The 26017-nt window shown below is 64.9% G+C and carries 24 protein-coding genes; 14 read left to right on the forward strand and 10 right to left on the reverse strand.

Translation table 11 applies throughout. The annotated features are described in order from the left end of the window. Window positions 1-29: 29 nt before the first annotated feature. From EAG14_RS19670 to EAG14_RS19685, 4 genes are all read right to left on the reverse strand, one after another. Window positions 30-1439, reverse strand: coding sequence for a NarK family nitrate/nitrite MFS transporter (locus EAG14_RS19670; RefSeq protein ID WP_099742857.1), 1410 nt, complete (start codon window positions 1437-1439; stop codon window positions 30-32). Window positions 1440-1458: 19 nt separating this feature from the next. Next, the gene (locus EAG14_RS19675) at window positions 1459-2748 is read right to left on the reverse strand and encodes a nitrate/nitrite transporter (protein WP_099742856.1); all 1290 of its coding nucleotides are present in this window, start codon (window positions 2746-2748) and stop codon (window positions 1459-1461) included. Between the two features lie 415 nt (window positions 2749-3163). Then, window positions 3164-3865, reverse strand: a complete 702-nt coding sequence (locus EAG14_RS19680; protein WP_099742855.1) for a response regulator — start codon at window positions 3863-3865, stop codon at window positions 3164-3166. After that, the gene (locus tag EAG14_RS19685) at window positions 3862-5802 is read right to left on the reverse strand and encodes a type IV pili methyl-accepting chemotaxis transducer N-terminal domain-containing protein (RefSeq protein ID WP_121729887.1); all 1941 of its coding nucleotides are present in this window, start codon (window positions 5800-5802) and stop codon (window positions 3862-3864) included. Before EAG14_RS19685 ends, EAG14_RS19680 begins: the two co-directional genes overlap by 4 nt. 217 nt (window positions 5803-6019) lie before the next feature. On the opposite strand from EAG14_RS19685, the gene EAG14_RS19690 reads away from it, so the two are divergent. The 8 genes from EAG14_RS19690 to EAG14_RS19725 all read left to right on the forward strand — a co-directional run bounded on the left by EAG14_RS19690 (window position 6020) and on the right by EAG14_RS19725 (window position 14572). After that, window positions 6020-6814: a ChaN family lipoprotein gene (locus EAG14_RS19690; protein WP_240456853.1), complete on the forward strand. Its 795-nt coding sequence runs from the start codon at window positions 6020-6022 to the stop codon at window positions 6812-6814. 91 nt (window positions 6815-6905) lie between these two features. Then, window positions 6906-7754 (forward strand): formyltetrahydrofolate deformylase, encoded by an 849-nt coding sequence (purU, locus tag EAG14_RS19695; protein WP_099657646.1) that lies wholly within the window; start codon window positions 6906-6908, stop codon window positions 7752-7754. Window positions 7755-7784: 30 nt separating this feature from the next. Then, window positions 7785-8687 carry a LysR substrate-binding domain-containing protein gene (locus EAG14_RS19700; protein ID WP_121729889.1) on the forward strand — a complete coding sequence of 301 codons (903 nt, stop codon included), beginning with the start codon at window positions 7785-7787 and terminating at the stop codon, window positions 8685-8687. Between the two features lie 249 nt (window positions 8688-8936). After that, window positions 8937-11348, forward strand: a complete 2412-nt coding sequence (locus EAG14_RS19705) for a choice-of-anchor X domain-containing protein (protein WP_121729890.1) — start codon at window positions 8937-8939, stop codon at window positions 11346-11348. A 47-nt stretch (window positions 11349-11395) separates the two neighbouring features. Beyond that, on the forward strand, window positions 11396-11944 hold the full coding sequence (locus tag EAG14_RS19710) for a type II CAAX prenyl endopeptidase Rce1 family protein (protein ID WP_121729891.1): 549 nt from the start codon (window positions 11396-11398) through the stop codon (window positions 11942-11944). Window positions 11945-12001: 57 nt separating this feature from the next. Next, on the forward strand, window positions 12002-13498 hold the full coding sequence (locus EAG14_RS19715) for an FAD-linked oxidase C-terminal domain-containing protein (RefSeq protein WP_240456854.1): 1497 nt from the start codon (window positions 12002-12004) through the stop codon (window positions 13496-13498). A 5-nt stretch (window positions 13499-13503) separates the two neighbouring features. Then, window positions 13504-13863 carry a CidA/LrgA family protein gene (locus EAG14_RS19720; RefSeq protein ID WP_121729892.1) on the forward strand — a complete coding sequence of 120 codons (360 nt, stop codon included), beginning with the start codon at window positions 13504-13506 and terminating at the stop codon, window positions 13861-13863. Next, window positions 13847-14572, forward strand: a complete 726-nt coding sequence (locus EAG14_RS19725) for an LrgB family protein (protein ID WP_099742849.1) — start codon at window positions 13847-13849, stop codon at window positions 14570-14572. Before EAG14_RS19720 ends, EAG14_RS19725 begins: the two co-directional genes overlap by 17 nt. Before the next feature lie 84 nt (window positions 14573-14656). On the opposite strand, the gene EAG14_RS19730 is transcribed toward EAG14_RS19725, so the two are convergent. Both EAG14_RS19730 and EAG14_RS19735 read right to left on the reverse strand, forming a co-directional pair. Next, entirely contained in the window at window positions 14657-15958 is a 1302-nt protein-coding gene (locus EAG14_RS19730; protein WP_121729893.1) for a DUF445 domain-containing protein, read from the reverse strand. Window positions 15959-15977: 19 nt separating this feature from the next. Continuing rightward, window positions 15978-17117 (reverse strand): aminotransferase class V-fold PLP-dependent enzyme, encoded by a 1140-nt coding sequence (locus EAG14_RS19735; protein ID WP_121729894.1) that lies wholly within the window; start codon window positions 17115-17117, stop codon window positions 15978-15980. A gap of 143 nt (window positions 17118-17260) precedes the next feature. On the opposite strand from EAG14_RS19735, the gene ltaE reads away from it, so the two are divergent. After that, on the forward strand, window positions 17261-18331 hold the full coding sequence (ltaE, locus tag EAG14_RS19740; RefSeq protein WP_121729895.1) for a low-specificity L-threonine aldolase: 1071 nt from the start codon (window positions 17261-17263) through the stop codon (window positions 18329-18331). Window positions 18332-18352: 21 nt separating this feature from the next. Here ltaE and EAG14_RS19745 read toward each other — a convergent pair whose 3' ends face one another. Continuing rightward, window positions 18353-19081 carry a YggS family pyridoxal phosphate-dependent enzyme gene (locus tag EAG14_RS19745; RefSeq protein WP_121729896.1) on the reverse strand — a complete coding sequence of 243 codons (729 nt, stop codon included), beginning with the start codon at window positions 19079-19081 and terminating at the stop codon, window positions 18353-18355. 38 nt (window positions 19082-19119) lie between these two features. Here EAG14_RS19745 and EAG14_RS19750 point away from each other — a divergent pair, with 38 nt between their 5' ends. The 4 genes from EAG14_RS19750 to EAG14_RS19765 all read left to right on the forward strand — a co-directional run bounded on the left by EAG14_RS19750 (window position 19120) and on the right by EAG14_RS19765 (window position 23120). Further along, window positions 19120-20163, forward strand: coding sequence for a type IV pilus twitching motility protein PilT (locus EAG14_RS19750; RefSeq protein WP_099657637.1), 1044 nt, complete (start codon window positions 19120-19122; stop codon window positions 20161-20163). A gap of 66 nt (window positions 20164-20229) precedes the next feature. Further along, window positions 20230-20865, forward strand: coding sequence for a cyclic nucleotide-binding domain-containing protein (locus EAG14_RS19755; protein WP_099657636.1), 636 nt, complete (start codon window positions 20230-20232; stop codon window positions 20863-20865). A gap of 66 nt (window positions 20866-20931) precedes the next feature. After that, window positions 20932-22068: a PilT/PilU family type 4a pilus ATPase gene (locus EAG14_RS19760; protein WP_099657635.1), complete on the forward strand. Its 1137-nt coding sequence runs from the start codon at window positions 20932-20934 to the stop codon at window positions 22066-22068. A gap of 137 nt (window positions 22069-22205) precedes the next feature. Beyond that, window positions 22206-23120: an NAD(P)-dependent oxidoreductase gene (locus EAG14_RS19765; protein ID WP_121729897.1), complete on the forward strand. Its 915-nt coding sequence runs from the start codon at window positions 22206-22208 to the stop codon at window positions 23118-23120. A 134-nt stretch (window positions 23121-23254) separates the two neighbouring features. On the opposite strand, the gene EAG14_RS19770 is transcribed toward EAG14_RS19765, so the two are convergent. From EAG14_RS19770 to EAG14_RS19780, 3 genes are all read right to left on the reverse strand, one after another. Beyond that, window positions 23255-23911 carry a BON domain-containing protein gene (locus EAG14_RS19770; protein ID WP_099657633.1) on the reverse strand — a complete coding sequence of 219 codons (657 nt, stop codon included), beginning with the start codon at window positions 23909-23911 and terminating at the stop codon, window positions 23255-23257. After that, window positions 23908-24510 carry an SIS domain-containing protein gene (locus EAG14_RS19775; RefSeq protein ID WP_121729898.1) on the reverse strand — a complete coding sequence of 201 codons (603 nt, stop codon included), beginning with the start codon at window positions 24508-24510 and terminating at the stop codon, window positions 23908-23910. The genes EAG14_RS19770 and EAG14_RS19775 overlap by 4 nt, the downstream gene beginning before the upstream one ends. A 126-nt stretch (window positions 24511-24636) precedes the next feature. Then, entirely contained in the window at window positions 24637-25065 is a 429-nt protein-coding gene (locus EAG14_RS19780; RefSeq protein WP_121729899.1) for a YraN family protein, read from the reverse strand. Between EAG14_RS19780 and rsmI the strand changes: the two genes are divergently transcribed. Further along, window positions 25065-25997, forward strand: coding sequence for a 16S rRNA (cytidine(1402)-2'-O)-methyltransferase (rsmI, locus tag EAG14_RS19785; RefSeq protein ID WP_121729900.1), 933 nt, complete (start codon window positions 25065-25067; stop codon window positions 25995-25997). The genes EAG14_RS19780 and rsmI overlap by 1 nt on opposite strands. Window positions 25998-26017: the final 20 nt, after the last annotated feature.

Here is a 26017-nt window from a genome sequence, read left to right on the forward strand (position 1 = left end):
AGGGGGTGTGCGGACAGCTCAGGCGGCCATCAGCAAGGCATCTCGGCGTTCTTGCGCGCGTAGTACCACCAGGTGACGACGATGCAGACGGCATAGAAGACTGCAAAGCACCACAGCGCGGCATTGGGGGTGCCCGTCAGGGCGATGGAGCTGCCATAGCTCTTGGGAATGAAGAACCCGCCGTAGGCAGCCATGGCGGCCGTGAAGCCGAGCGTGGCGGCACCCAGGGTGTTGCCTTCCTTGTTGGCCTGGGCCACGGCAGCAGGGTCGTGCTTGTCCACGCCACGCAGGGCCTCGGTCAGGAAGATCACAGGGATCATGCGGAAGGTGGAACCGTTGCCAATGCCGGTGGTGAGGAACAGCACCAGGAAGCACACGAAGAAGCCAGAGAACTGCCCTTCGTTGCCTGCGGAGGGCAAGAACACCGTAACGCCCATCACGGCGATGGCCATGACGATGAAGTTCCACAGCGTGACGCGCGCGCCGCCGAGCTTGTCAGCCAGCCAGCCGCCAAAGGGGCGGATCACAGCGCCCACCAGCGGGCCCAACCAGGCGTAGGCCAGTGGGTTGATGTTGGGAAACTGGCTCTTGATGAGCAGCGGGAAGCCTGCTGCATAGCCGATGAACGAGCCGAAGGTGCCCAGGTACAGCACGCACATCAGCCAGTTGTGCTTGCGGCGGAAGATGGCGGCCTGCGCAGCAAACGAGGCGCGGGCGTCGGCAATGTCGTTCATGCCGAACCATGCGGCCAGGGCCGTGACGGCAATCCATGGCACCCAGATGAAGGCCGCGTTTTGCGTCCAGACCTGCACGGTCTGGCCATTCTTCACGATGGTCTGGCCTTCGCCACCAAAGATGCCGAAGATGCCGGCTGTGACGACCAGCGGGCTCAGGAACTGCACCACCGACACGCCCAGGTTGCCCAGGCCGGCATTCACGCCCAGCGCCGAGCCCTTGCGTTCCTTCGGAAAGAAGAAGCTGATGTTGGCCATGCTGGAGCTGAAGTTGCCGCCGCCCAAGCCGCACAGCAGCGCCAGGATGAGCATGGTGGGGTAGGCCGTGGTGTTGTCCTGCACCGCAAAGCCGATGCCGATGGCGGGGATCAGCAGCGAGGCGGTGGAGATCGCCGTCCAGCGGCGGCCACCGACCAGCGGCACCATGAACGAATAGAAGATGCGCAGCGTGGCGCCCGAGAGCGCTGGCGCTGCGGCCAGCCAGAACAGCTGGTTGGTCGAATACTTGAACCCGAGGCCCGGCAGGCTCACAGCGACCACGCTCCAGACCTGCCAGATGGCAAAGGCCAGAAACAGCGCGGGCACCGAGATCCACAGGTTGAGCTTGGCGACGGCTTCGCCTTCGCGCTCCCAGAAATTCTTGTCCTCTGGTGTCCAGAGGGTGAGCAGACGCCCCTGGCGCCCGCTGGTGGTGGTGGCAGACATGGTGAGGTTCCTAGAAAAATCAGCGGTTACCGGCTGGGGCGGTACCTTGTGCACCCATGACGCGGGTGTTGCGCACTTCGGTGAAGTACATCCAGATGAGCGAGACCCACACCACGCCGTACATCAACATGAAGGCGCTGGAGCGGATGCCGGTGAGGTCCATCAGCAGGCCAAACAGAATGGGCAGGATGAAGCCACCCATGCCGCCAGCCAGCCCGACGATGCCGCTGATCGTTCCGATGTTCTGGGGGTAGTCGTTGCTGATGTACTTGAAGACGCTGGCCTTACCAAAGGCCCAGCAGATGCCCAGCAGGAACATGAGGCCGGTGAAGACATACACGTTCAGGCCCAGGTGGAAGGTCTTGGCGCCGTTGACGGTGAGGATGGTGAAGTCGGTCTGCGGATAGCTCAGCAGGAACAGGCAGATCCAGCTCACCCACATCACCCACCAGGTCACGCTGTGGGCGCCGTACTTGTCAGACAGCACGCCGCCGATGGCGCGCAGCACACCGCCAGGCAGCGAGAAGCAGGCAGCGAGCAGGGCAGCGACGCGGATGTCCAGGCCGAACTCGCCCACGTAGTACTGCACCATCCACAGCGACAGCGCCACGTAGCCGCCGAACACGATGCTGTAGTACTGGCAGTACTTGAGCACCTTGGGGTCCTTGAGCGCCTTGAGCTGGTCGGTGAACTTGACGTTGCTGGCCACCAGGTGGGAAGGATCGCTGTGGCTAAAGAACCAGAACAGCACCAGCGTGCCCAGCATGATCGCGGCGTACACCTGCGGCACCATGGTCCAGCCAAAGGCCACCAGGATCACAGGCGCCACGAACTTGTTGACGGCCGCACCCGAGTTGCCTGCGCCGTACACGCCCATGGCTGTGCCCTGACGCTCCCTAGGGAACCAGCGCGCCACATACGGCGTGCCCACCGAGAACGAGCCCCCCGCCAAACCCACGAACAGGCCGATGGTGAGGAAGTGCCAGTATTCGGTGGCGTAGCTCATCATCCAGATGGCAGGCACGGTGGTGGCCATCACAGCGGCCATCACGATGCGGCCGCCGAACTTGTCGGTCCAGATGCCCAGCGGCACCCGCACCAGCGAGCCCGTAAGCACGGGCATGGACATGAGCAACCCGAACTGCGTGGAGTTCAGGTTGAGCATCTTTTTGATGGGGATCCCGATGACGCCGAACATCATCCAGACCATAAAGCAGACCGTGAAGGCGAAAGTACTGACGATCAGTACCGACCAAGCCTGACGGGTGCGCTGTGGGCTGTTGCCCGAGGGCAAAGTGGTTTGTGCCATGGCGCTAGTCCTCTCGTATTGGATGACAGGCATCGTCCCTCTTATCGGGGAGCTTGCCCATCCTTCGCTAGAACGTGTCTGGCACGGCAGAGGGAGTAGTCACACGGGGAGCACCATCGTTCGAAAGAACTATGGCCTTTGGCAAGAGCAGCCGCGAAGCACACGGAAGATCAACAGGGCGGTTTATAGCGAACTATCTTGACAACATCAAGACACTGCAAATTCAGGAGCACCTCACGCCTATGAGGCGCCACTCTTCAATAAGAAGTAGCTTCCATCGCCCGTAAAACAAGCGCAAACAGCTCTCATTTTGAGAGCATTCAAATCTTGGAGGGAGAGGTCCAGCAGATCGGCCCGCACTGAGCGGCACACCCGCTGCGAGCTGCGTGGCGGCATGGGGCCGATGGCCCCAGAGCTATTCGATGCGCTGACGGTCTGACGCGTAGACCGCGGCCTGCACGCGCGAGGTGAGCCCCAGTTTGCGCAGGATGTGTTGCACATGGATCTTGACGGTGGTCTCGGCAATATCGAGTGTGCGGGCGATCTCTTTGTTGCTCAGGCCGCGAGCAATTTCACGCAGCACGTCTTCTTCGCGCGGTGACAGCGGAGACACCTCGTCTTCAGGGGCTGGCGCGGCCACAACCCCCGCAGGCACGGGCTCGGGCGGGCCGCCCTGGGCCTGAAACGCAGCCACCAGCTTGCCCATGAGCTCAGGACTGACCACGGGCTCGCCGCGCGCCGCGCGGCGGATGGCCTGGGCCAGCAGGTCGCCATCGATGGTCTTGAGCAGATAGCCTTGCGCGCCGTTGCGCAGGGCGGCGGCGAGGTCCTGCGAATCCTCGCTGACGGTGAGCATGAGCACCCGCGAGTGTGGAGACACCTCGCGCAGGCCGCGAATGGCGTCCACGCCCATCACGCCAGGCAAGTGGTTGTCCAGCAGGATCACGTCGGGCTGCAGGCGTGGCACCAGGCGCAGGGCTTCGGCCGCATCGCCCGCTTCCCCCACCACCTCCAGCCCCGCATCCTGCCCCAACAAGGCGATCAGGCCCCGGCGAAACAGGGTGTGGTCGTCCACCACAAGCAGGGTCAAGGGGCGGACAGCAGCGGCAAGGGTCACGTCAAAAGTTCCTGGTGTACAGCGGGAGCAGCGGGCACCGGCGCCGGGGCAGGCGTCGCCGCTGGGGCCGGTGGGCGCGGGCTGCTGGGCAGCTCAATGCACACGCGCGTGCCCTGGCCTGCCTGTGAATGTACTTGCACCACGGCACCGATGCGCTGTGCGCGCTCGCGCATGATGCCAAGCCCCACATGCACCGAATCGGGCGGCACCTGCGCGGCTTCAAAGCCGATGCCGTCGTCCTGCACTTCAAAGCGCCAACGGGGGTGGCGCTCCACGCGCAACGCCACCCGGCTGGCGTTGGCATGCTTGCGCACGTTGGACAAGGCTTCCTGCACCATGTGCAGCACCTGGATCTGCACATCGGGCGGCAGCGGCAGGCCGTGGCCCGACATGGCGAGCGTGGCGGCCATGCCCGTCTGGTGCTCAAACTTGGACAGCGTGGCGCGCAGCGCGGTTTCGATGTCTTCCTCGCTGGTGCGGGTGCGAAAGTGCACCAGCAACTCGCGCACATCGCTGTAGCACTCGCGCACACCCACATCCAGCTCGTCAATGCTGCGGTCGCGCTTGGCGGTGTCACCCTTGGTCACCGCATCGCGCAGCAGCTGGGTCTGGATTTTCAGGAACGCCAGCGACTGGGCGATGGAGTCGTGCAGTTCGCGCGCAATCATGCTGCGCTCTTGCGCCACGGCGGCCTCGCGCTCCAGGGCCGTGGCACGCAGGCCTTCCATGGCGCTGGCCAGGTGGCGCGTCATGGCCTCCAGCAGTTCGCGCAGCTCGTCGTTCAGCACCACAGGGGAGCGAAAGAACAGGTCCACCTCGCCCAGGACACGCTGCTGCATTTGCACGGGGATGGTGACCATGGTCTCAAACCCGGCCTCGCGGCAGTGGGGCAAAGCGACGGCCGATGTGGGCGTGATGGGGATGACGCGGGTGCGCGCTTTTTCCTGCGGCTGGCCGCAGTGGCAAGCGCCAGTGTGCAGACAGTGCTCTTGCTCGGCCATGGCTTTGGGCAGCCCATCGTTGGCCAGCAGCACATAGCGCTCGTTGGCTTCGTCCGACCAGCGCACGGCCACCGCATCGGCCCCGGCCACGCGCCGGATCTGGCGCACAAAGCCGTTGGCCAACGCCTGCAGGCTGCCCGCATCCGAGGCCAGTCCGCTGACCTCGTAGAGCGCCGCCAGCCGCTGGTTTTGCACGGCAATGCTGGCGGTCTTCTCCTGCACTTTTTGCTCCAGCCCCTCATGCGAGGCCTGCAACGCGTGGGCCATGAGGTTGAACCCCGCAGACAGCTGGCCAAACTCGTCATCAGTCTCGATGGGCAGCCGGGTGCCCAAGTCGCCCTGGCGCAAGCGGGCTTGGGCATTTTGCAGCCGCGCTACCGGGTTGATCACCAGCAGGTAACTCACCGCCATGAAAGTCACGGCCGCCGCAATCGCCAGCGCCATCATGCACAGCTGAAACAGGTGCAGCGCGGCCGTCCACCCGGCAATCTGCACCTCGATGGTCTCCACAAACTGGTCCACCTGCTCCACAAAGTGGTCGGCCTGCGCCAGCGCCTGCACCCGGTCCGGGCGGGGCTCCTGCGTCCACTGGCGGTGCAGGGCGGTCCATTCCGCGCGGATGGCCTCAAACCGGGGGCGCGTCTCGTCGCCCCAGGGCACAAACAAAGGGCGGGCCGGGTCACCGGTGCGCAGCAGCTCCAGGCTGGCGTCAAACTCTTTGGCGCGCTGTTGCACGGCTTGCACGGGTTCCGTCTGCAGCACCAGCACCATGCGCAGCATGTTCATGCGCAGGCGCCCCGCCTCGTTCACCGCAGCGGCCCCGCCCTCCAGCTTCCAGGTCACCCACAGGGTCAGGCCTATGGAGCCCAGGGCCACCAGCAAGAAGCCGGCCCCCAGCGCCAGCAGCTTTGCGGTCAAGGATGGAGAGGTTCGCATCGCCGCAGTGTAAACATGCCCCCTTGGGGACTCTTGACCCAAGTCAAGAAACAACCGCGTAGCATTTGCGCATGCGTTCACTGTTTTCCCGCTCACGCCCCCATTCTTCGTCTGCCCGCCCTCTGCTGCGCCGCGCCCTGGGTGCCGTGGTGATAGGTGCCGCTTTGGCAGGCTGCGCCCACCGCCCCCCAGCGCCACCGGCACGCAATGGCCCCTGGTGCTGCGCACCGTGCTGCCTGCCGATGTGCTGCTCCTGGGCGAGCAGCATGACGACCCGGAGCACCAGCGCATGCAGCACGAAGCCGTGAAATGGCTGGCCATCCGCAACCAGCTGGGCGCGGTGGTGCTGGAAATGGCCGAACGCGGCACCAGCACAGCCGCACTGCCCACATCAGCCACACCAGCCCAGGTACAAAGCGCACTGCAGTGGCAAGAGGCGGCTTGGCCCTGGGCGCAGTACAGCCCCGCCATCATGGAAGCCGTGCGCGCAGGTGTGCCCGTGCTGGGGGGCAATCTGCCGCGCACCCAGGCCCGCAGCGCCATGCGCGACCAGGGCCTGGACCAGGCCTTGCGCCCCGAAGCCCTGGAGCGGCAGCGCGAAGCCATCCGCGAGGGGCATTGCCACCTGCTGGCACAAGCCCAGGTACCGGGCATGGCACGCATCCAGATCGCGCGCGACAAGGCCATGGCCCAGACCCTGGCAGAAGCCCACCGCAGCCCAGGTACCACCGCCTTGCTGATCACTGGAGCAGGCCATACCCTGCGCACCGCTGGGGTGCCCGTGCATTTGCCCAAAGACCTGACTGTTCGCATCGTGGTGGCGCTGCAGCAAAAAGCCCCCACGCCCGAAGGAGCGTCCAGCGAAACCCAGACCGCCCAGCCCTCCCACAGCCAACAAGCCACAGCCGACGCCGTGGGCCGCCTCGTTCCGGCCGACGCAGACCTGGTGTGGACATCGCCCTGGCGGGATGCGCCCGACCACTGCGAAGCATTGCGCAAGCAACTGGAATAAGCGCTCTGGGCCCCACGCCCAGGTCCAAGAACCCGCCACAAGTAGCCCCGCAGCGCCAAGCCACCGCCGGTGCTGCGACAATGTGGCGCCTATGACCCAAGCCTATATCCTCACCCTGTCTTGCCCCGACCGACTGGGGCTGGTGCACGCTGTCTCCGGTTTTCTGATGGAGCACGGCGGCAACATTGAAGAAGCTGCCCAGTACAACGACAACGCCACGGGCCTGTTTTTCATGCGCGTGCAGTTCGCCTGCGACCAGCATGACCACGCCACGCTGAAGGCGCGCCTGGCCACCTTTGCCGAGCCCTTCGAGATGCGCTGGAGCCTGCACACCACGGCCGAGCCCATGAAGACCGTGCTGCTGGTCAGCAAAGAAGGCCATTGCCTCAACGACCTGCTGTTCCGCTGGAAGTCCGGCCTGCTGCCGGTGGACATCCGCGCCATCATCAGCAACCACCGCGAGTTCTATCAATTGGCGGCCAGCTACAACGTGCCGTTCCACCACATTCCCGTCACAGCAGCCACCAAGGCCCAGGCCGAAGCCAAGCAATTCGAGATCATCGAAGCCGAAGGCGCTGAGCTGGTGGTGCTGGCGCGCTACATGCAGGTGCTCAGCGATGACCTGTGCCGCAAACTGGCAGGCCGCGCCATCAACATCCACCACAGCTTCCTGCCCAGCTTCAAGGGTGCCAAGCCTTACTACCAGGCCCATGACCGGGGTGTGAAGCTGATTGGCGCCACGGCCCACTATGTGACGGCCGACCTGGACGAAGGCCCCATCATCGAGCAGGACGTGGCCCGTGCCGACCACACCGACACCGTGGAAGACCTCACATCGCGTGGCCGCGACACCGAAAGCCAGGTGCTGGCACGCGCCGTGAAGTGGCACAGCGAGCACCGCGTGCTGCTCAACGGCCACAAGACGGTGGTGTTCCGATAAAGCCTTTGCGGGCTTGATGGGTGCATTGAAGTGGCTACCACCGCTGCGGTCTCCTTGCTCAACAGCGCCGCAAGGCGCATTCCACCCATCCAGTGCCTGCTGACGTTTGAGGCCCTGGCTCGGCTGCGCAGCGTGACGCAGACTGCCGATGAGCTGTGCGTCACGCCCAGCGCCGTGAGCCACCGCGTCAAGCAGCTGGAGCAGATGCTGGGCGTGTGCCTCTTTGGGCGAGCGGACTTTTCGCTCACCACCGAGGGCAGCGCCTACCTGGCCCATGTGCGCGAAGGGCTGGGGGCACTACAGCGTTTTCCAGGTGAAGCCACAGCCCCCGGGCGCAGGCGCCTGAAGCTGGCCGTCACGCCCACTTTTGCGCGCACCATTCTCATCCCACGCCTGCGACAGTTCACCGAGGCCTACCCGGAAATCGACCTGGCCCTGCAGGTGTCCATCCCGCTGCTGGATGTGGTGGCCGAGGATGCTGACCTGATGGTGCGCTTTGGCCCCGGCCACTACGCCGATGTGGAGCATGTCGAGCTGGCGCGGGATGTGGTGACGCCCTTGGCGTCCCCCACATTCGTGCGCGAACACGGCCCGTTTGAACGCCCAGAAGACCTGGAAGGTCTGCCCCTGCTGCGCAGCCCCCTGGAGCCCTGGCGTACCTGGTTTGCCGTGAGCCAGCTTGACTGGGCCGAGCCCAACGAGGGCTCGCAATTCAACGACATTGGCCTCATGTGCGATGCCGCCGCAGCCGGCATGGGCGTGGCCCTGGTGCGCCTGAAACTGGGCGCGCCTTGGCTGGAGCATGGCACGCTGGTGCGGCTGTTTCCCATCGAAGCCCACAGCCCCCACGCCCACTACCTGTGCTGGCGCGCCGGCGCCATGGAGCGCTGGGAATGCGCCGCCTTTGCGCAGTGGCTCAAGGGCACTCTCTGACCCTGCGGCACCCTGCGTCGCCTCGGATCAACCCGCTTCGCCGTGGGACATAGCTCTTTGTTCCAGCACAGAAAAAGGGCTTGTGTGCACCTGCGCACTTTTTTGTTGCCTTTGCTTTTCGCCTGCAGATACTCCGCGCTGGAGAGGGAAATCAAATTGCCAAAAGGCACAGCCGCAGACACCAGGCGTTGACACACACGCTGCTCTGCCGCGCCCTCCTTCCGTGTATTGACCGCAAGGAGTTCGAAGATGAAAAGCAAGACCCCGGGCCTGCCGCGCCCCACACTGAAGCGCGTCATGGCCGCAGCGCTGGCTGCCGCCCTGGCCATTCAGCCTCACATGGCCGCCCAGGCGGCCAACCACCCGCTCACCGCTGTGCGTGATGTGAACATCATCGATTACGTGGTGAACGTGGACTGGGACTACGACAACCCGCCCACACAGCAAGACAACCCAGGACAGTTGCTGGACCGTGCCTACATCACCCAGGTGATCCGTACCGTCGCCCGCAGCAAGTTCACGGCCACGGAAGGCCGACACCGCCTGGGCAACGTGTTCATCTACAAGAATGGACAGTTCGGCAACAACGTCGACATCCGGATGATCAACAAGTCCGACCGCTCTGCCGCCAACATCTCCGGCTGGGGCACTCGGGGCCAGACTTCCTATAACTACCTGGCCTACAGCGGCGCTTTTGAAAGCGTGGATGCCCTGGGCAAGGTGATCAACCACGAGCTGGGCCACTACACCTACGGCCTGTACGACGAGTATGTGGAGGCCGGTGCAGCCCTCAAACCCAGCGACCCGGGCAGCCCCTCTGGCGAAGACACGCCCAAGAACACGGCCATGAACAACCACCTGGAGTTCGTGTCGCTATCGACCCCCGCCGACTACACCAACCCAGCTGAGCGCAAAACCGCCCAAGCCCGCATGATGGCCACACAAAGTGATGGTACTGGCGGCAGCGCCTGGGAGATGCTGACCAGACCACCCGAGCAGGACCCTGAGGTCGCCCGTGGCCAGGGACGCACGTTCTTCGAGGCCTTCCGTGGCGTTGATCCAAAGACCCTGAACCTGACACGCCCCACCACCGGATTTGATGCAGACCTGAAGCTGATTTTTGCGCCAGCGCCGGTGTTCCGTGACGTGATCGTGGTGGACCGCACGCTGCCCGCAGCCCGCCTGGCTGACCTGATGCAAGCGGCCAAGACCCTGATTGGCCAAGCTGTAGCCAACACCCAGTTCGCCATCGTGGCGTCCCCCGCCACGGGCAGCGAACCCGTCGCGGCATTCACCACTGCGGACGCAGCGGGCAAGCAGACCCTGACGGCGGCCCTGGATGCGATTCAGGCCGACACCGCAGGCACATTCAACGCGCTGACAGCCTTTACCAAGGCCTACGAACTGATTGGCGCAGCGCGCCAAGCGGGCGACCCGGCCACCCTGCACCTGCTCACTGGCTCCGAAGCCCAGGTGCCTGCAGAAGCGGCATCCACCGCCAAAACTGCCCGCATCGCTGTCAGCCCATTGGGCTTGACGGGGGGTAGCGCAGAAGCCCGCGCCATGCGCGCCAAGGCGGCCGTGCTCCAGTCCAAGGCTGGTGCTTCGGTGAACCTGACGCAACTGGCCCAGTTCACAGGCGGTGCTTACAACTCTGCCCGCAACGGCGCGGAAGCTGCCAAGGATGTCACCCGCGCACTGAACGAAGTGCATGCCAAGGCCGTCGCCTCCGTGCGCCTGGATGGCTCGGATGCGCTCGCAGCCAATGGCAGCTTCAGCACCCAGTTCCGCATCGCCAGCGCTGCGCTGGACGGCGCGGTGGACATCGAAAGCTACTTTGACCCAGCCGATGCCAAGAAACTGAGCTTCAGCCTGACCGCGCCCGATGGCCGCGTCTTTACCCCCGCCAATGCCCCTGCTGGCATTGACATGGAACTGGACGCGGCAGAAGGTGTGTTCCTGGTCACGATCGGCACTGAGGTGTCGGGCCGCAATGGTGTGTGGGCGCTGAAGGCGACCAGCAACGCCGCCATGGTGGACGGCCTGAGCGTGGACGTGAGCAGCGCATCGCGCCTGGCACTCAATAGCGAAGTCACCGGTGGCGTGCTGGCCACCGTCAACACGGCCCCGACCCTGCGGGCCACGCTGGCCTCTGACAAACGCATCAAGGGCGCTACGGTGCGCGCCACCGTGTACAACGAGGATGGCCAGGCCGTTCTCGAAAACCTGGTGATGCGCGATGACGGGGTGGCCCCTGACCTGCGTGCGGGCGACGGGGAATACGCCGTATCGCTCAAAGACAAGCTCAAGGCAGGCGAGTACTACGCCATTGTGGAAGCCAACAACGACGGCTCCGCCGTGATTGCCAGCCTGGGGGCCCTGGTCAAGGGCGCCCGCGCGGAAGAGACGCCCGTAGAGGCGTTCCAGCGCGAAGCGGAGGTCTCGTTCACGCTGGAGGCCACAGCCACAGGCGTGCTGGGCACAGACAGCACACCGACACCCACCCCCACGCCAACGCCCACCCCAGGCAGTGGTGACAGCGGTGGCGGTGGCTGCACAGTCAACCCTGACGGACGCGACGCATCGTTGCTGGCGCTGCTGGGCCTGGCCCTGGCCGGAGCCGCCCTGCGCCGCCGTCTGCGCAAGGTAGATCGCGGCTGACATTCACTGAGAGCCCCGCCCCGACCAGAAGCGCGACCTGGAATGCCATGAGCCTGACTCACCTGCGCCCCCTGAACGCCTTGCAGCAGCCCCTGCGCGCCGGGCGACAAGCACGCACTCACCCCACCCGACTGCTGGCCTTTCTGGCGGGGTTGTGGGTTGCTGCGGTGGCCGTGGCATGGATCGCGCAGCACTGGCTGGGCATGGGGCTGCGCCCTGCGGGTGCGGGGGCATGGCTATGGGTTCTGCTGGGTGCGCCCGTGCTGGAAGAGTCTGTTTTTCGACCACTGGTGCAGAGCAGCCTGCACGAGGGGCTGCAGCGGTGGCGCCCTCCACTGCGCAGCAGATTCTGGCCCCGCCCTGCCGCAGTGCAGGCAGTGGTGCGGCGCTGGGCTGCGGAGCATGGCGCCACCGTGCTGACAACAATAGCGTTTGCCGCCGCCCACGCCCCAGCCCATGGCTGGCACTGCCTGTGGTGGCTGCTGCCAGGCTTGGCGCTGGCCGAGGTGTGGCACCGCAGCGGCAGCCTTTGTGCCTGCATTGCCACCCATGCGTGGTTTAACTTGAGCCTGGCGCTTTTGTCACGCGGGCTGTGACGAAACTTCAACCAGTCCGCGGCCCCCAAATTGCCCCGAGGGCGTTACAGTGCGGCGGTGATAACCGAAACCTCCCCCATCACCCCTGAAGAGCGCAAGGCCCTGCAGCACCGCGTGGTGCAGGCCCTTTCTGCTGTGGTTCCACAGCACGCCCTGCTCTGGCACAACGAAGACACCACCCCCTACGAGTGCGATGGCCTGACCGCCTACCGACAGCGCCCTCTGGTGGTGTGCCTGCCCGAAACGTACGAGCAAGTGGCCGCCGTGTTGAAAACCTGCCATGCGCTGCAGGTGCCGGTGGTGGCGCGCGGTGCAGGCACAGGTCTGTCGGGCGGGGCCATGCCCCATGCCACGGGCGTCACGCTGTCGCTGGCCAAGTTCAACCGCATCCTGAGCGTGAACCCCGAAAGCCGCACGGCCGTAGTGCAGTGTGGCGTGCGCAACCTGGCGATCAGCGAGGCCGCCGCGCCCTACGGCTTGTATTACGCGCCCGACCCCAGCAGCCAGATCGCCTGCACCATCGGCGGCAATGTGGCCGAGAACTCCGGTGGCGTGCACTGCCTGAAATACGGCCTGACGGTGCACAACGTGCTCAAGGTGAAGGGCTTCACGGTGGAAGGCGAGCACGTCGAATTTGGCAGCGAAGCGCTGGACACCCCTGGCTACGACCTGCTGGCCGCCGTGATCGGCAGCGAAGGCATGCTGGCCGTGACCACCGAAGTGACGGTCAAGCTCATCCCCAAGCCGCAGCTGGCGCGTTGCATCATGGCCAGCTTTGACGACGTGCGCAAAGCGGGCGACGCCGTCGCCGCCGTGATCGCGGCCGGCATCATCCCCGCCGGGCTGGAGATGATGGACAAGCCCATGACCGCTGCCGTGGAAGACTTTGTGCACGCAGGCTACGACCTCACAGCCGAAGCCATCTTGCTGTGCGAGAGCGACGGCACGCCCGAAGAGGTGGAGGAAGAAGTTGGCCGCATGAGCGAGGTGCTGCGCGCCGCAGGCGCCACGGCCATCTCCGTCAGCCAGGACGAGGCAGAGCGCCTGCGCTTTTGGAGTGGTCGCAAGAATGCCTTCCCCGCCAGCGGCCGCATCAGCCCCGATTACATGTGCATGGACTCGACCATCCCGCGCAAGCGCCTGGCCGACATCCTGCTCGCCATTGCCGAGATGGAAAAGAAATACCAGCTGCGCTGCGCTAACGTGTTCCACGCGGGCGATGGCAACCTGCACCCGCTGATCCTGTTCGACGCAAACGACCCGGACCAGCTGCGCCGCTGCGAGCTGTTTGGCGCCGACATCCTGGAAACCAGCGTAGCCATGGGCGGCACGGTGACAGGCGAGCATGGCGTGGGCATCGAGAAGCTGAGCAGCATGTGCGTGCAGTTCTCTGGCGAGGAAAACGCGCAGATGTTCGGGCTCAAGCATGCGTTCGATCCGGCAGGGTTGCTGAACCCGGGCAAGGTGATTCCGACGCTGCACCGGTGTGCGGAGTACGGGAAGATGCTGGTGCGCGGGGGGCAAATCAAACACCCCGAGCTGCCGCGTTTTTGAAGCCGATGAAACCCTTGCAAGGTTTGGCCTTCCTGCTGCTCATGCAGTCAGCGGGTGAAGCGCTCTCGCATTTTTTGAAGCTGCCAATGCCCGGTCCCGTGGTGGGCATGGTGCTGTTGGTGTTGGCCTTGCGCTGGGGCCCCGTGCAGGCGGCAGTGGCCCCGGCTGCGAGCTTCCTGCTCAGCCACCTGTCGCTGTTGTTCATCCCGGTGGGCGTGGGGGTGATGACACACCTGGCCTTGCTGAGCGAGTACGGCTTGCGGCTGGTGGCGGTGATCGTGCTGTCCACCTGGATCGGCATGGCCGTGACGGCACTGGTGCTGCGCCTGCTGCAACCCAAGGCGATCCATGCCGAACTTCGTTGAACTGTGGGTGTACCTGGCCTCGGCCCCGCTGTTTGGGCTGACGGCAACCCTGTCCGTGTATGTACTGGCCCAGGCACTGTCGGTGCGCGCGGGGTACGCGCCCTGGGCCAACCCTGTGATGTTGTCGGTGGCCGCGCTGGCAACACTCATGCTGGCCACAGGCACCGCCTACCCCACCTACTTTGCGGGTGCGCAGTTCATCCACTTTTTGCTGGGGCCTGCGGTGGTGGCACTGGGCTGGCCCCTGTGGCAGCGCCGTGCAGCGCTGCGCGCGCGCTGGGCTCGCCTGGTGCTGGCATCACTGGCCGGTGGCAGCGCCGCAGCGGCCAGTGCCGTGGGGCTGGGCTGGGCGCTGGGTCTGCCGGGGGATGTGCTGCTGTCGCTGGCGCCCAAATCCGTCACGGCACCGGTCGCAATGGGTGTGGCTGCGCAAATCGGCGGCGTACCCGCGCTGGCGGCAGTGTTTGCCGCACTGACGGGCATGGTGGGTGCGCTGTCGGCCCGCTGGCTGTTTGGGTGGATGCGTTTGCCGAGCGACGCGGAGGGCATGGCTCTGCGGGGGTTTGCGCTGGGCACCGCGTCGCACGGCATTGGTGCGGCGCACGCGCTGCAGGTGCATGCCGAAGCAGGGGCGTATGCGGGGCTGGCGTTAGGGCTGCAGGTGGTGCTGGCGGCGGTGTTGATGCCGTTGGTGTTTCGGTGGTTGTGAGGGTTTTTGCCGCCTACCTTTAAGCCATTTTGGCCGATAGCGCTCGTATTAATTGCGCTAGCAGCTATATTTTTAATAGCATTTTCATGCCCCTGACACCGCCGCCCAAACCTCCCTGGCGTGCGACACCCCGAACAACACCAACCCGATCAACCCGCCGACCACGGTGCCGTTGATGCGGATGTACTGCAGGTCCTTGCCAATGTTCAGCTCGATCAGCTGCGTCATCTCTTCGGTGTCCCAGCGGCGCACCGTGTCTTCAATGTGCTGGGCGATGAAGGCCGACACATCTGGCGCCAGCCCCTCTACCCACCGCTCCAGGCGGTCATTGAACGACTGCCGCAACGCCGCATCGCCCGCCAACGACTCACCGAACCACAATCCCAGCTTGCCCACCTGCCGCGCCAGCACCGAATCGGCATCGGCCAGATCGCGCTGCAGCGCCCCGCGCAGGTCCTGCCACAAGGTCTGCACATAGCCCGCCACCGTGGCATCGGTCTGCAACCAGGTGCGGATCTCTTCGCCCTTGCGTGCCCAGTCGGGGTCGGTCCGCAGGCGCTCGATGAAACGCTGCACCGCCGCATCGAACTGCGCGCGCAGGGCGTGCTGCGGGTTGGTGGCGACATCGGCCATCACGCTCTCCAGCGCGCGGGCCAGCAGGGCCGAGCCCTTGTCGCCCAGCCAATCGCTGGGCAATAACTTTTCGGTGCGCGGGTGGTCCTTCTTTAGCCAGGCCACGATGGTCTGCGCCACCCAGGCACGGGTTGGCTCGTTCTGCAGCAATTCGATGAGTTTCTCCAGCACCTCGTCCAGCAGCGCCTGGTGGCGGCCGTTGTGCGTGAGGGTGTCGAGCACCGCCGCCAGGGCGCGCGACATGTCCACTTGTCCGATCAACGCACGCGCCGCCTTCTGGATGAAGCGCTCCACCTGCGCGTCCTGCACCGTTTCCAACGCGGCCGAGGCCAAACGCGTGGCCTGGTGCCCCAGCAGCGCGGCGTTGCCCGGTGCCGTCAGCCACTGCGCCAGCCGCTCGGCGGGGTCGTGCTGGCGGATCAGTGCCACCAGCGAGGGCACGTCCAAAAATTTGTCGCGCACAAAGGTGGCCAGGTTGCGGCCGATGCGCGCCTGGTTGCGCGCGACGACCGCGGTGTGCGGAATGGGCAGCCCCAGCGGGCGGCGGAACAGCGCCACCACCGCGAACCAGTCGGCCAGCGCGCCCACCATGGCGGCCTCGGCCATGGCTTTGATGCAGTTAAGCAGCAAATCCCGCTCGACCACGCTGGTGGCAATAAAAACGGCGGTCACCAGCCCCAGCAGGCCCAGCGCTTGCCGCTTGGCGCGGCGCAGGGCCAGCGCTGCGGTGTCAGGGGCCAGCGCGGTGGTCATCCGGGTTTGCTGCAGCGCCTCAGGCCGCCACGGCGATCTGGTCCAGCGCCTTGGCAAGGTGGCCCACGGTGCGGTCCACGTTGTGCCACTTCTCCAGGCCAAACAGACCGATGCGAAAGGTCTTGAAGTCCGGGCCTTCGTCGCACTGCAGCGGCACACCCGCAGCGGTCTGCAAGCCCACTTCCATGAACTTCTTGCCGTTCTGGATGCCGGGGTCGGTGGTGTAGCTCACCACCACGCCGGGCGCCTTGAAGCCGTCGGCCGCCACGCTGGGGAAGCCGCGCGATTCAAGCAGCGCGCGCACCTTGGTGCCCAGCTCAATCTGCTCCTCGCGCACCTTGGCAAAGCCGTAGGCGCGCGTCTCGGCCATCACTTCGGACAGGCGCACCAGCGCGTCGGTGGGCATGGTGGTGTGGTACGCGTGCTGGCCCTTTTCGTAGCCCTCGGCGATCTGCATCCACTTTTTGAGGTCGCACGAGAAGCTGCTGCTGGTGGTGCCGTCGATGGCTTGTCGCGCGCGTTCACTCAACATCACCATGGCGCAGCAGGGCGAGCCGCTCCAGCCCTTTTGCGGCGCGCTGATGAGCACATCCACGCCCGTGGCCTGCATGTCCACCCACATGGCGCCGGATGCCACGCAGTCCAGCACGAACAGCGCGCCCACATCGTGGGCCGCAGCCGTCACGGTGCGGATGTAGTCGTCGGACAGGATGATGCCGCTGGCCGTCTCCACATGGGGGGCGAACACCACCTTGGGTTTTTCGGCGCGGATGGTGGCCGCCACCTCCTCAGCCGGGCATGGTGCCCAGGGGGCCTGCGGGCCACTGCCCTGCTGGCGCGCCTTGCACACCACAGAGCCGCCGCCTAGGCCCTTGTCGGCGTCGAAGATCTGCGTCCAGCGGTAGCTGAACCAGCCATTGCGCACGATGAGCACCTTCTCGCGGTTCGCGAACTGGCGGGCCACGGCTTCCATGCCGAAGGTGCCGCTGCCGGGCACCAGCACGGCGGTGTGGGCGTGGTAGACCTCTTTGAGCGTGCCCAGAATGTCCTGCACCACGCCGGTGAAGCGCTTGGACATGTGGTTGAGCGCGCGGTCGGTGTAGACCACCGAAAATTCAAGCAAGCCATCGGGGTCGATATCGGGCAGCAGTCCGGGCATGAAAGTTCTCCGTCAACAGGAACGCCACCCCGGTGCGGGGTAGGCCGAGCAGGCCAGCTTAGCATGCAGGCTGGGCCAAAAGACCCGCCCGCACAGCGTTGGCCACGGGCCGCTACGATGCCCTTTTTACCCGCAGGATTGCCATGCCCGACTTTCGCAGCGACACCGTCACCCAACCCACGCCCGCTATGCGCGAGGCGATGTTCAAAGCCCCGCTGGGCGACGATGTGTTTGCCGATGACCCCTCGGTCAACGCACTGCAGGAGCATGCAGCGCAGTTGCTGGGATTTGAGGCCGCGCTGTTCGCCCCCTCGGGCACGCAAACCAACCTGATTGCGCTGTGGGGCCACTGCCAGCGGGGCGATGAAGCCATCGTGGGCCAGAGCTGGCACACCTACCGCTGGGAGGCGGGCGGCATGGCGGTGCTGGGCTCCATCCAGCCCCAGCCCGTCGAGACCCAGCCCGATGGCACGCTGCGACTGGCCGACATCACCGCCGCCATCAAGCCCGACGACCCACACTTTGCACGCACACGCCTGGTGGTACTGGAGAACACGACCGGCGGCCAGGTGCTGCCGCCCGACTACATCGCCGAGGTGGCCCAACTGGCCCGCAGCCGGGGGCTGGCGATGCACCTGGACGGCGCGCGCTTGTTCAACGCCGCCACGGCCAACGCTGCGCGCCATGGCACCGATGTGTACGACGAAGCGCGCACGCTGTGCAGCCATTTTGATTCGGTGTCGCTGTGCCTGAGCAAGGGCCTGGGCGCGCCCGTGGGCTCACTGGTGCTGGGCAGCGCTGCGTTCATCCGCCAGGCACGCCGTACCCGCAAGATTCTGGGTGGCGGCATGCGCCAGGCCGGTGTGCTGGCGGCAGCGGGGCACTATGCGCTGCAGCACCACATCCGCCGCCTGGCGGATGACCATGCCCACTTGAACCAGTTGGCCCAGGGGCTGCAGGAGATGGGCCGCAGCCACCCGGCGCTACAGGGCCGCATCACGGTGCAGCCCTGGCAAACCAATATCCTGTTCACCGACATCCACCCAGACATTGCCCCGGCCTTCACGGCCTGGCTCGCCCAGCACCAGGTGCGGGTGACCAGTGGCTTGTATGCAGGCCAGACCCGCCTGCGCTGGGTGACGCATCTGGATGTGAGCCAGGCCGATGTGCAAGCGGCCCTGGACTGCGTTGCGCGCTTTGCCCTGCCCGGCTGAAGCGGGGGTAGCCACTGCCCGTCAAGCAGGGGGGTAGGTACGCCCACCAAACACCCCGGTGCCGACACGCACCAGGGTGCTGCCTGCCTGGATCGCGGCATCCAGGTCGGCCGTCATGCCCAATGACAAGGTGTCAAACCCCTCCGCCCCAGGGATGCCGGCCTCCACAAGGGCCTTGCGGATTTGGTCAAACAACGCGCGGGCCGCACTGTGCACCGCTTTCTGGGCGGCGAAGTCAGGACTGGCATCGGGGATGCTCATCAGCCCGCGCAGCCGCAGGCGTGGCAGTTTTGCCACAGCCAAGGCCAACTCCAGCGCGTCCTGGGGCGCAACCCCGGCTTTGGTCTCGCCACCGTCCACGTTCACCTGGATGCACACATTCAAAGCAGGCAGGTCCCGGGGCCGCTGGTCAGACAAACGCTGGGCGATCTTGAGCCGGTCCACCGTGTGGACCCAGTCAAAGTGCTCAGCCACCAGCCGGGTCTTGTTGCTCTGCACAGGCCCGATGCAGTGCCATTGCAGCGCAAATGGCAATTGCTGGCGAAGTGCCAGGATCTTGTCCACGCCCTCCTGGATGTAGTTTTCGCCGAAAGCCCGCTGCCCGGTAGCGGCGGCCTCGGCCACTGCCTCGGCGCCGAAGGTCTTGGAGACAGCCAACAAAGCCACCTCCTCCCGCGCCCGGCCAGCTGCCCGGCACGCCTCGGAAATGCGGTCGTTCACCTGTTGGAGGTTGTTAGCAATCGTGGTCATAATGGCCGCCAAGCGTACCAAACGATAGAGGGAACCCCGTGGACATTACCCAATTGCTGGCATTCAGCGTCAAGAACAAGGCCTCCGACTTGCACTTGTCGGCGGGGCTTCCGCCCATGATCCGGGTGCACGGCGATGTGCGGCGCATCAACGTCGAGGCGCTGGACCACAAGACCGTGCACGCCATGGTGTACGACATCATGAGCGATTCCCAGCGCAAGCAATATGAGGAATTCCTGGAGGTTGACTTCTCGTTTGAGATCGAAGGCTTGGCCCGTTTCCGTGTCAACGCATTCAACCAGAACCGTGGCGCAGCGGCCGTGTTCCGGACGATTCCGAGCAAGATCCTGACGCTGGAGCAACTGAACGCCCCCAAGATTTTTGGCGACCTGGCCCTCAAGCCACGGGGCCTGGTGCTGGTGACCGGCCCTACGGGCTCGGGCAAGTCCACCACGCTGGCCGCCATGGTCAACTACCTGAACGAAACCGAGTACGGCCACATCCTCACGGTGGAAGACCCGATCGAGTTCGTGCACGAATCCAAGAAGTGCCTGATCAACCAGCGCGAAGTCGGCCCGATGACGCTGTCGTTCGCCGCTGCGCTCAAATCCGCACTGCGCGAAGACCCGGACGCGATCCTGGTGGGCGAAATGCGCGACCTGGAAACCATCCGCCTGGCCATGACGGCCGCTGAAACAGGCCACTTGGTGTTCGGCACGCTGCACACGTCCAGCGCCGCCAAGACCATCGACCGGATCATTGACGTGTTCCCGGCCGAAGAAAAGGAAATGGTCCGCGCGATGTTGTCCGAATCGCTGCAGGCCGTGATCTCGCAGACGCTGTGCAAAACCAAGGACGGCTCGGGCCGCGTGGCTGCGCACGAAATCATGCTGGGCACCAGCGCCATCCGCAACCTGATCCGCGAGGCCAAGGTGGCGCAGATGTACTCCACCATCCAGACCAGCAACAGCGTGGGCATGCAGACACTGGACCAGAACCTCACGGATCTGGTGCGCCGCAACATCATCAGCCCTGCAGAAGCGCGCGCCAAGGCCAAGATCCCCGAGAACTTCCCTGGCTGATCGGCGTCACACACGCCCCCATAGACACATATCGCAGCACCGTTGTGCTGTAGACCGGAGCATCTTATGAAAGGCATTCTTGGCCTTCTGCGTTCAAAAACCATAGGCAACAAGCCCAAGGACGACAACACCGATTCCGTGCTGTTCTCCACCGCCTTTGCGGGCCAGGGCGTGGATGACTCCATGCTCGTCCCTTGGGAAGCACGTGCTGTAGAGGTAGGCGCCAAGCGCCTGCCCACCAGCCGTGGGGGCAAGCTGCTGCAAGGCCTGTGGTCCAAGGACAAGTACATGGCGCACCTGGACAAGGATGCCGTGGAACGCATGGAGCGCTTTTTTGAATTTGCCGCCATTCCGTCCAACCGCGACGTAATCCGCCAGGACGAATACGGCAACTTCATGGTGGTGCTGTTGACTGGCACCATTGCCGTGGACCGCGTGCAACCCTGGGGTGAGCAATTGCGTCTGGCGGAAACCCGCCCAGGCGACATCCTGGGCGAGATGTCGCTGCTCGATAGCGGCATCCGTTTTTCGGCCTGCACCACGCTCACCGACTGTGAAATCGCGGTGCTGAGCGCCGAAGCCATGGACGACATGATGTCCCAAGACCCCCAGTTGGCCGCCAGCTTGGTGGCGCTGTTGGCGCGTAAACTGTCGTTGCGCTTGCGCGTGGTCAGTGCCCGCTTGAGCGACAACCAAAAGTAACCGCACGTAAACAGCGCAGAACAAAGACAGCCGCCCGGCTGACAATGACGCCAGAGAGGATTTCTGATGGAACGCGATCAGGCCAGTAAATTTATCAATGACCTGCTCAAGTTGATGGTCAGCCGCAACGGCAGCGACTTGTTCATCACAGCGGAGTTTCCACCGGCCATCAAGGTCGATGGCAAGGTGACCAAGGTATCGCCCCAGCCTTTGACGCCCACGCACACCCTGACCTTGGCCCGCGCCATCATGAGCGACAAGCAGGTGGCCGACTTTGAACGCACCAAGGAATGCAACTTCGCCATTTCGCCTGCGGGCATTGGTCGCTTCCGGGTGAATGCCTTTGTGCAGCAAGGCCGGGTCGGCATGGTGCTGCGGACCATTCCGCTGACACTGCCCACCATTGACGGTCTGGGGGTGCCCCAGGTGCTCAAGGAAGTGACGATGGCCAAGCGCGGCTTGTGCATCATGGTGGGCGCTACCGGCTCCGGCAAGTCCACCACGCTGGCCGCGATGGTGGACTGGCGCAACGAGCACTCTTTTGGCCACATCATCACGGTGGAAGACCCGGTCGAATTCGTGCACCCCCACAAGAACTGCGTAGTGACGCAGCGCGAAGTGGGCCTGGACACCGACAGCTGGGAAGCCGCCCTCAAGAACACCCTGCGCCAAGCGCCCGATGTGATCCTGATGGGCGAAATCCGCGACCGCGAAACCATGGAGCATGCCGTGGCCTTCGCTGAAACCGGGCACTTGTGCCTGGCCACATTGCACGCCAACAGCGCCAACCAGGCACTGGACCGGATCATCAACTTCTTCCCAGAAGAGCGCCGCGCCCAATTGCTGATGGACTTGTCGCTGAACTTGCGCGGCATGGTGTCACAGCGGCTGATTCCCAAGCAAGACGGCAAGGGCCGTGCTGCGGCGGTGGAAATCATGCTCAACACCCCGCTGATTTCTGACCTGATCTTCAAGGGCGATGTCTCTGAGATCAAGGAAATCATGAAGAAGAGCCGCAACCTGGGCATGCAGACCTTCGACCAGTCGCTCTTCGATCTGTATGAAGCGAACGTCATCAGCTATGAAGACGCGTTGCGCAACGCAGACTCCTTGAACGACCTGCGCTTGCAAATCAAGCTCAACAGCCAACGCGCCAAGTCACCCGACTTGGCCTCGGGCACCGAGCATTTCGCCATAGTTTGAAAGCCCCCCTGAGTCGCCTGCGGCGCCTTCCCCGAGGGGGACGCCACCGGTGGCCGGGCAAAGCCCGCTCCACGGTGGCACTGGCAAGTGCGCGCCCAATGCGGACTTTTCTTTTTGATCCATCTTCCTTTATTGCCATGCCAAGCACCAATCCCCGCAACTACGACGCCACCCCTTCCCGCAAAGTCGCCTTCCTGGGCTTGGGGGTGATGGGCTACCCCATGGCTGGCCACCTTGCGCTGGCGGGGCATGAGGTGACGGTTTACAACCGTACCGCTACAAAATCCATAGCTTGGTGCGCTGAATACGCAGGCGCCAAGGCCCCAAAACATGCAGCAACCCCGCGCGAGGCTGCGGCGGATGCCGACATCGTGTTCTGCTGCGTGGGTAACGACAATGACCTGCGCTCCGTCACGCTGGGTGCGGATGGCGCCTTTGCAGGCATGCAGCCTGGTGCCATTTTTGTGGACCACACCACGGCATCTGCTGAAGTGGCGCGCGAGCTGTATGCGGCAGCCCAGGCACTAGGCCTGGCTTTTGTCGATGCCCCCGTGTCCGGCGGCCAAGCCGGTGCGCAAAACGGCCTGCTCACGGTGATGTGCGGTGGCGATACAGCGGCCTTTGAGGCCGTGCAACCCACGGCCATGGCGTTCTCGCGCGCATTCACCCTGCTGGGCGCCAGCGGCGCGGGGCAACTGGCCAAGATGGTCAACCAGATCTGCATCGCGGGCTTGGTGCAAGGTCTGTCCGAGGCCGTGGCCTTTGGTCAAAACGCGGGGCTGGACATGAAGCAGGTGCTGGACGTCATTGGCAAGGGCGCCGCGCAAAGCTGGCAAATGGACAACCGTGGCAAGACCATGGTGGACGACAAGTTCGACTTCGGCTTTGCGGTGGACTGGATGCGCAAGGATCTGGGGCTGGTGCTGGATGAGGCCAAGCGCAATGGCTCACGTCTGCCCGTCACTGCCTTGGTGGACCAGTTCTATGCCGATGTGCAAAAAATGGGGGGCCAGCGCTGGGACACCTCCAGCCTGATCAAGCGCCTGAAATAAACACCCCCCGGTGTGCTGCCAGAGCGCACCATGCGGTGCGGGCAACACGCCCCGCAGGCCTGCGCTGGCTCGGCAGCCCAGCGTTCAGGCCACCCACAAGGCGCGGGGCCTGTGGGCTTAATAAAACCGCTGCGTCAGTTGCGAGGGTACGAGGGCGCTGGCGCGTCCTGAATCACGGGTGCCGGGGCGATGTTGCGCAGCTCGTCCTCGGTGAGTGTTTCAAACACACGCACCACCTTGTTCACACCGCTCACGCCGCGTGCAATTTCGGTGGCGCGCTGCGCTTCGCGCGGGGTGACACGGCCCATCATGTAGACGATGTTGCGCTCCGTCACCACCTTGAAGGCGTTGGCAGACAGGTCTTTGGCGTCCACCAAGCTGGCGCGCACCTTGCCGGTGATGAAGGTGTCGTTGGAGCGCTGGCCCAGGCTGGTGGTGGGCATGACGGCCAGGTCATTGACGACAGAGCGCACGTTCTCCACCCCCAGAACGATCTGCTCCACCCGCTGGCGGTCTTGTGCGCTGGGCACTTCACCCGTCAGCAGCACCTGGCGATTGAAGCTGGTCACGTTGACATGACCACGGTCACCCAGGGCCTCATTGAGGCGATTGGCCGAGCGCAGCTCAATGCCCTCGTCTTCGACTTGGGTGCCCGTTGTGCGACGGTCCACCGCCATCATGGTGCCCATCACGGCACCGCCCACCACCAGGGGTGCGCATGCCGACAGGCCTGCGGCCAGCGCGGTAGCGGCCAGCACGGCGCAAAGAGTGCGGTTCAAGGTTTGCTTCATAGAGGAGTCTCCTGGTCACCAAGTAGTTGGGCGTCCACACCGTCACTCAGGCAGTGCAGCACCAAGGCATGCACCTCACGCACGCGCGCAGCGCGGTCATGGGGCACACAGATCGATACGTCCGTTTCGCGCAGCACGGTGGCCAAGCGCCCCCCGGTGCGGCCTGTCAGCACGATGACGGTCATGTCACGTTCGTGCGCGGCCTCGGTGGCCGACAGCAGGTTGGCATCGTTGCCCGACACCGACAGCGCCAACAACACATCGCCAGCCTGGCCCAGGGCTCGCACTTGGCGCGCAAACTGCTGCGACGACATGTCAGGGGCGCTGGCCGACGCGGTGAGCAAGGTGCTGTCGGTCGTGAGGGCGAGAGCCGCCAGCTCGGGCCGGTCGCGCTCAAAGCCCGCAACGCACAAGGCGGCAAACTGTTGCGCTTCGGCGGCCGATGGGCCGTTGCCACAGGCCAGCACTTTGCCCCCGCTGGTGACGCACGCCAAAATGGCCTGAACGGCCGAGGCGATGGGTTGGCTCAAGACTTGCGCGGCCTGGTATTTCAGGTCGGCGCTGTCGATGAAGTGTTGTTGGATGCGTTGCTCAAGCATGAGGGCCCGATGATACTCGGCGGGTGTTACATCTTTTGTAGCAAAGGGTTGCCACGGGTAGGGCATTCAGCCCCGGTGCGAAGCAGTGCGCGCCCACCCGCAAACCCCAACAGGCGGGCATGCACCTCACTGCGCATCAAAGGCCGCTTTGAGCCACTGCACCGAGTCTTCGAGCAGCACCGCATCAAACCGGCATGGTGGGGGCGATGCATAGCGCAGCAGGTAGTGGCGCGCGGCGTACACCACGCGCTGCTGCTTGGCAGCGCCAATGCTGGACGCCGCCCCACCAAACGCCCCGCTGCTGCGGCTGCGCACCTCCACAAAGACCACGGTGCCATCGCGTTCGCGCATGACCAAGTCGATCTCACCACCGCCGCGCCCGGGCGTCCGATAATTGCGCTCCAGCAGCTGCAAGCCCTGCGCCTGCAAATAGGCCAGTGCCCGGTCTTCGGCCGCATTGCCGCGCTGGCGCGTAGTGCCCGCTGCAGGGCCAGACGCCACCGCAGCAACGCCCGCCAGAGCAGGCTTCACAGGCTTTTTTCCAAGGAATTTCATTGAGCGCATCTTTCGCAACAGCCCTGACCGCCGCACACGATGCGGCCGCTGCGCAGCATTATCCGCAGGGCGCGCTGTACGTCGTGGCCACACCCATCGGCAACCTGGCCGACATCACCCTGCGTGCGCTGCATGTGCTGCAGCTGGCCGACACCGTGGCCTGTGAAGACACACGCCACACCCAAGCCCTGCTGCGCGCCTACGGCATCGACAAAAGCACGCACCAGTTGCTGGCCGTGCACCAGCACAACGAGGCTGAAGCTGCGCTGAACGTGGTGCAGCGCTTGCAGCAAGGCCAGCGTGTGGCCTATGTGAGCGACGCAGGCACGCCGGGCGTGAGCGACCCCGGCGCCCGCCTGGCGCAAGCGGTGCGCGAAGCAGGCCTGCGATCCGTCCCCCTGCCCGGCGCCAGCAGCATCACCACGGCGCTCAGCGCAGCAGGCGCGGTGGCCCACAGTGCAGAGCAAGGCGGCTTTGTGTTCGCGGGGTTCTTGCCCGTCAAACAGGCCGAACGCGCCGCCGCCGTGCAAGTGCTGGCCGCAGAGCCCCGCTGCGTGGTGTTGCTGGAAGCCCCCCACCGCATTCAAGAACTGGCCGCCGCGCTGGCGCCGCTGGGCGAGCGCCCGGTGACGCTGGCACGCGAGCTGACCAAACAGTTCGAAGAAATCACCACCCAGCCCGCCCACGCCTTGACGGCATGGCTGGAAGGCGGCGCCCAGCGCTCCCGCGGCGAATTTGTGGTGCTGCTGCACCCCGTGCCCGTGGCCAGCGACAACAACGGCGAAAGCCTGCGCGTGCTGCGCCTGCTGCTGCAGGAACTGCCCCTGAAAACCGCTGTGCGCCTGGCGGCCGAAGTGACCGGGGCATCGCGCAACGTGCTGTACGACACGGCCCTGGGCTGGAAGCGCGAGACGGACGACGAAACGCCCTGAGCGTGGAGCCCCCCAACGCG

The organism is Acidovorax sp. 1608163, assembly GCF_003669015.1.
Classification (GTDB): domain Bacteria; phylum Pseudomonadota; class Gammaproteobacteria; order Burkholderiales; family Burkholderiaceae_C; genus Acidovorax.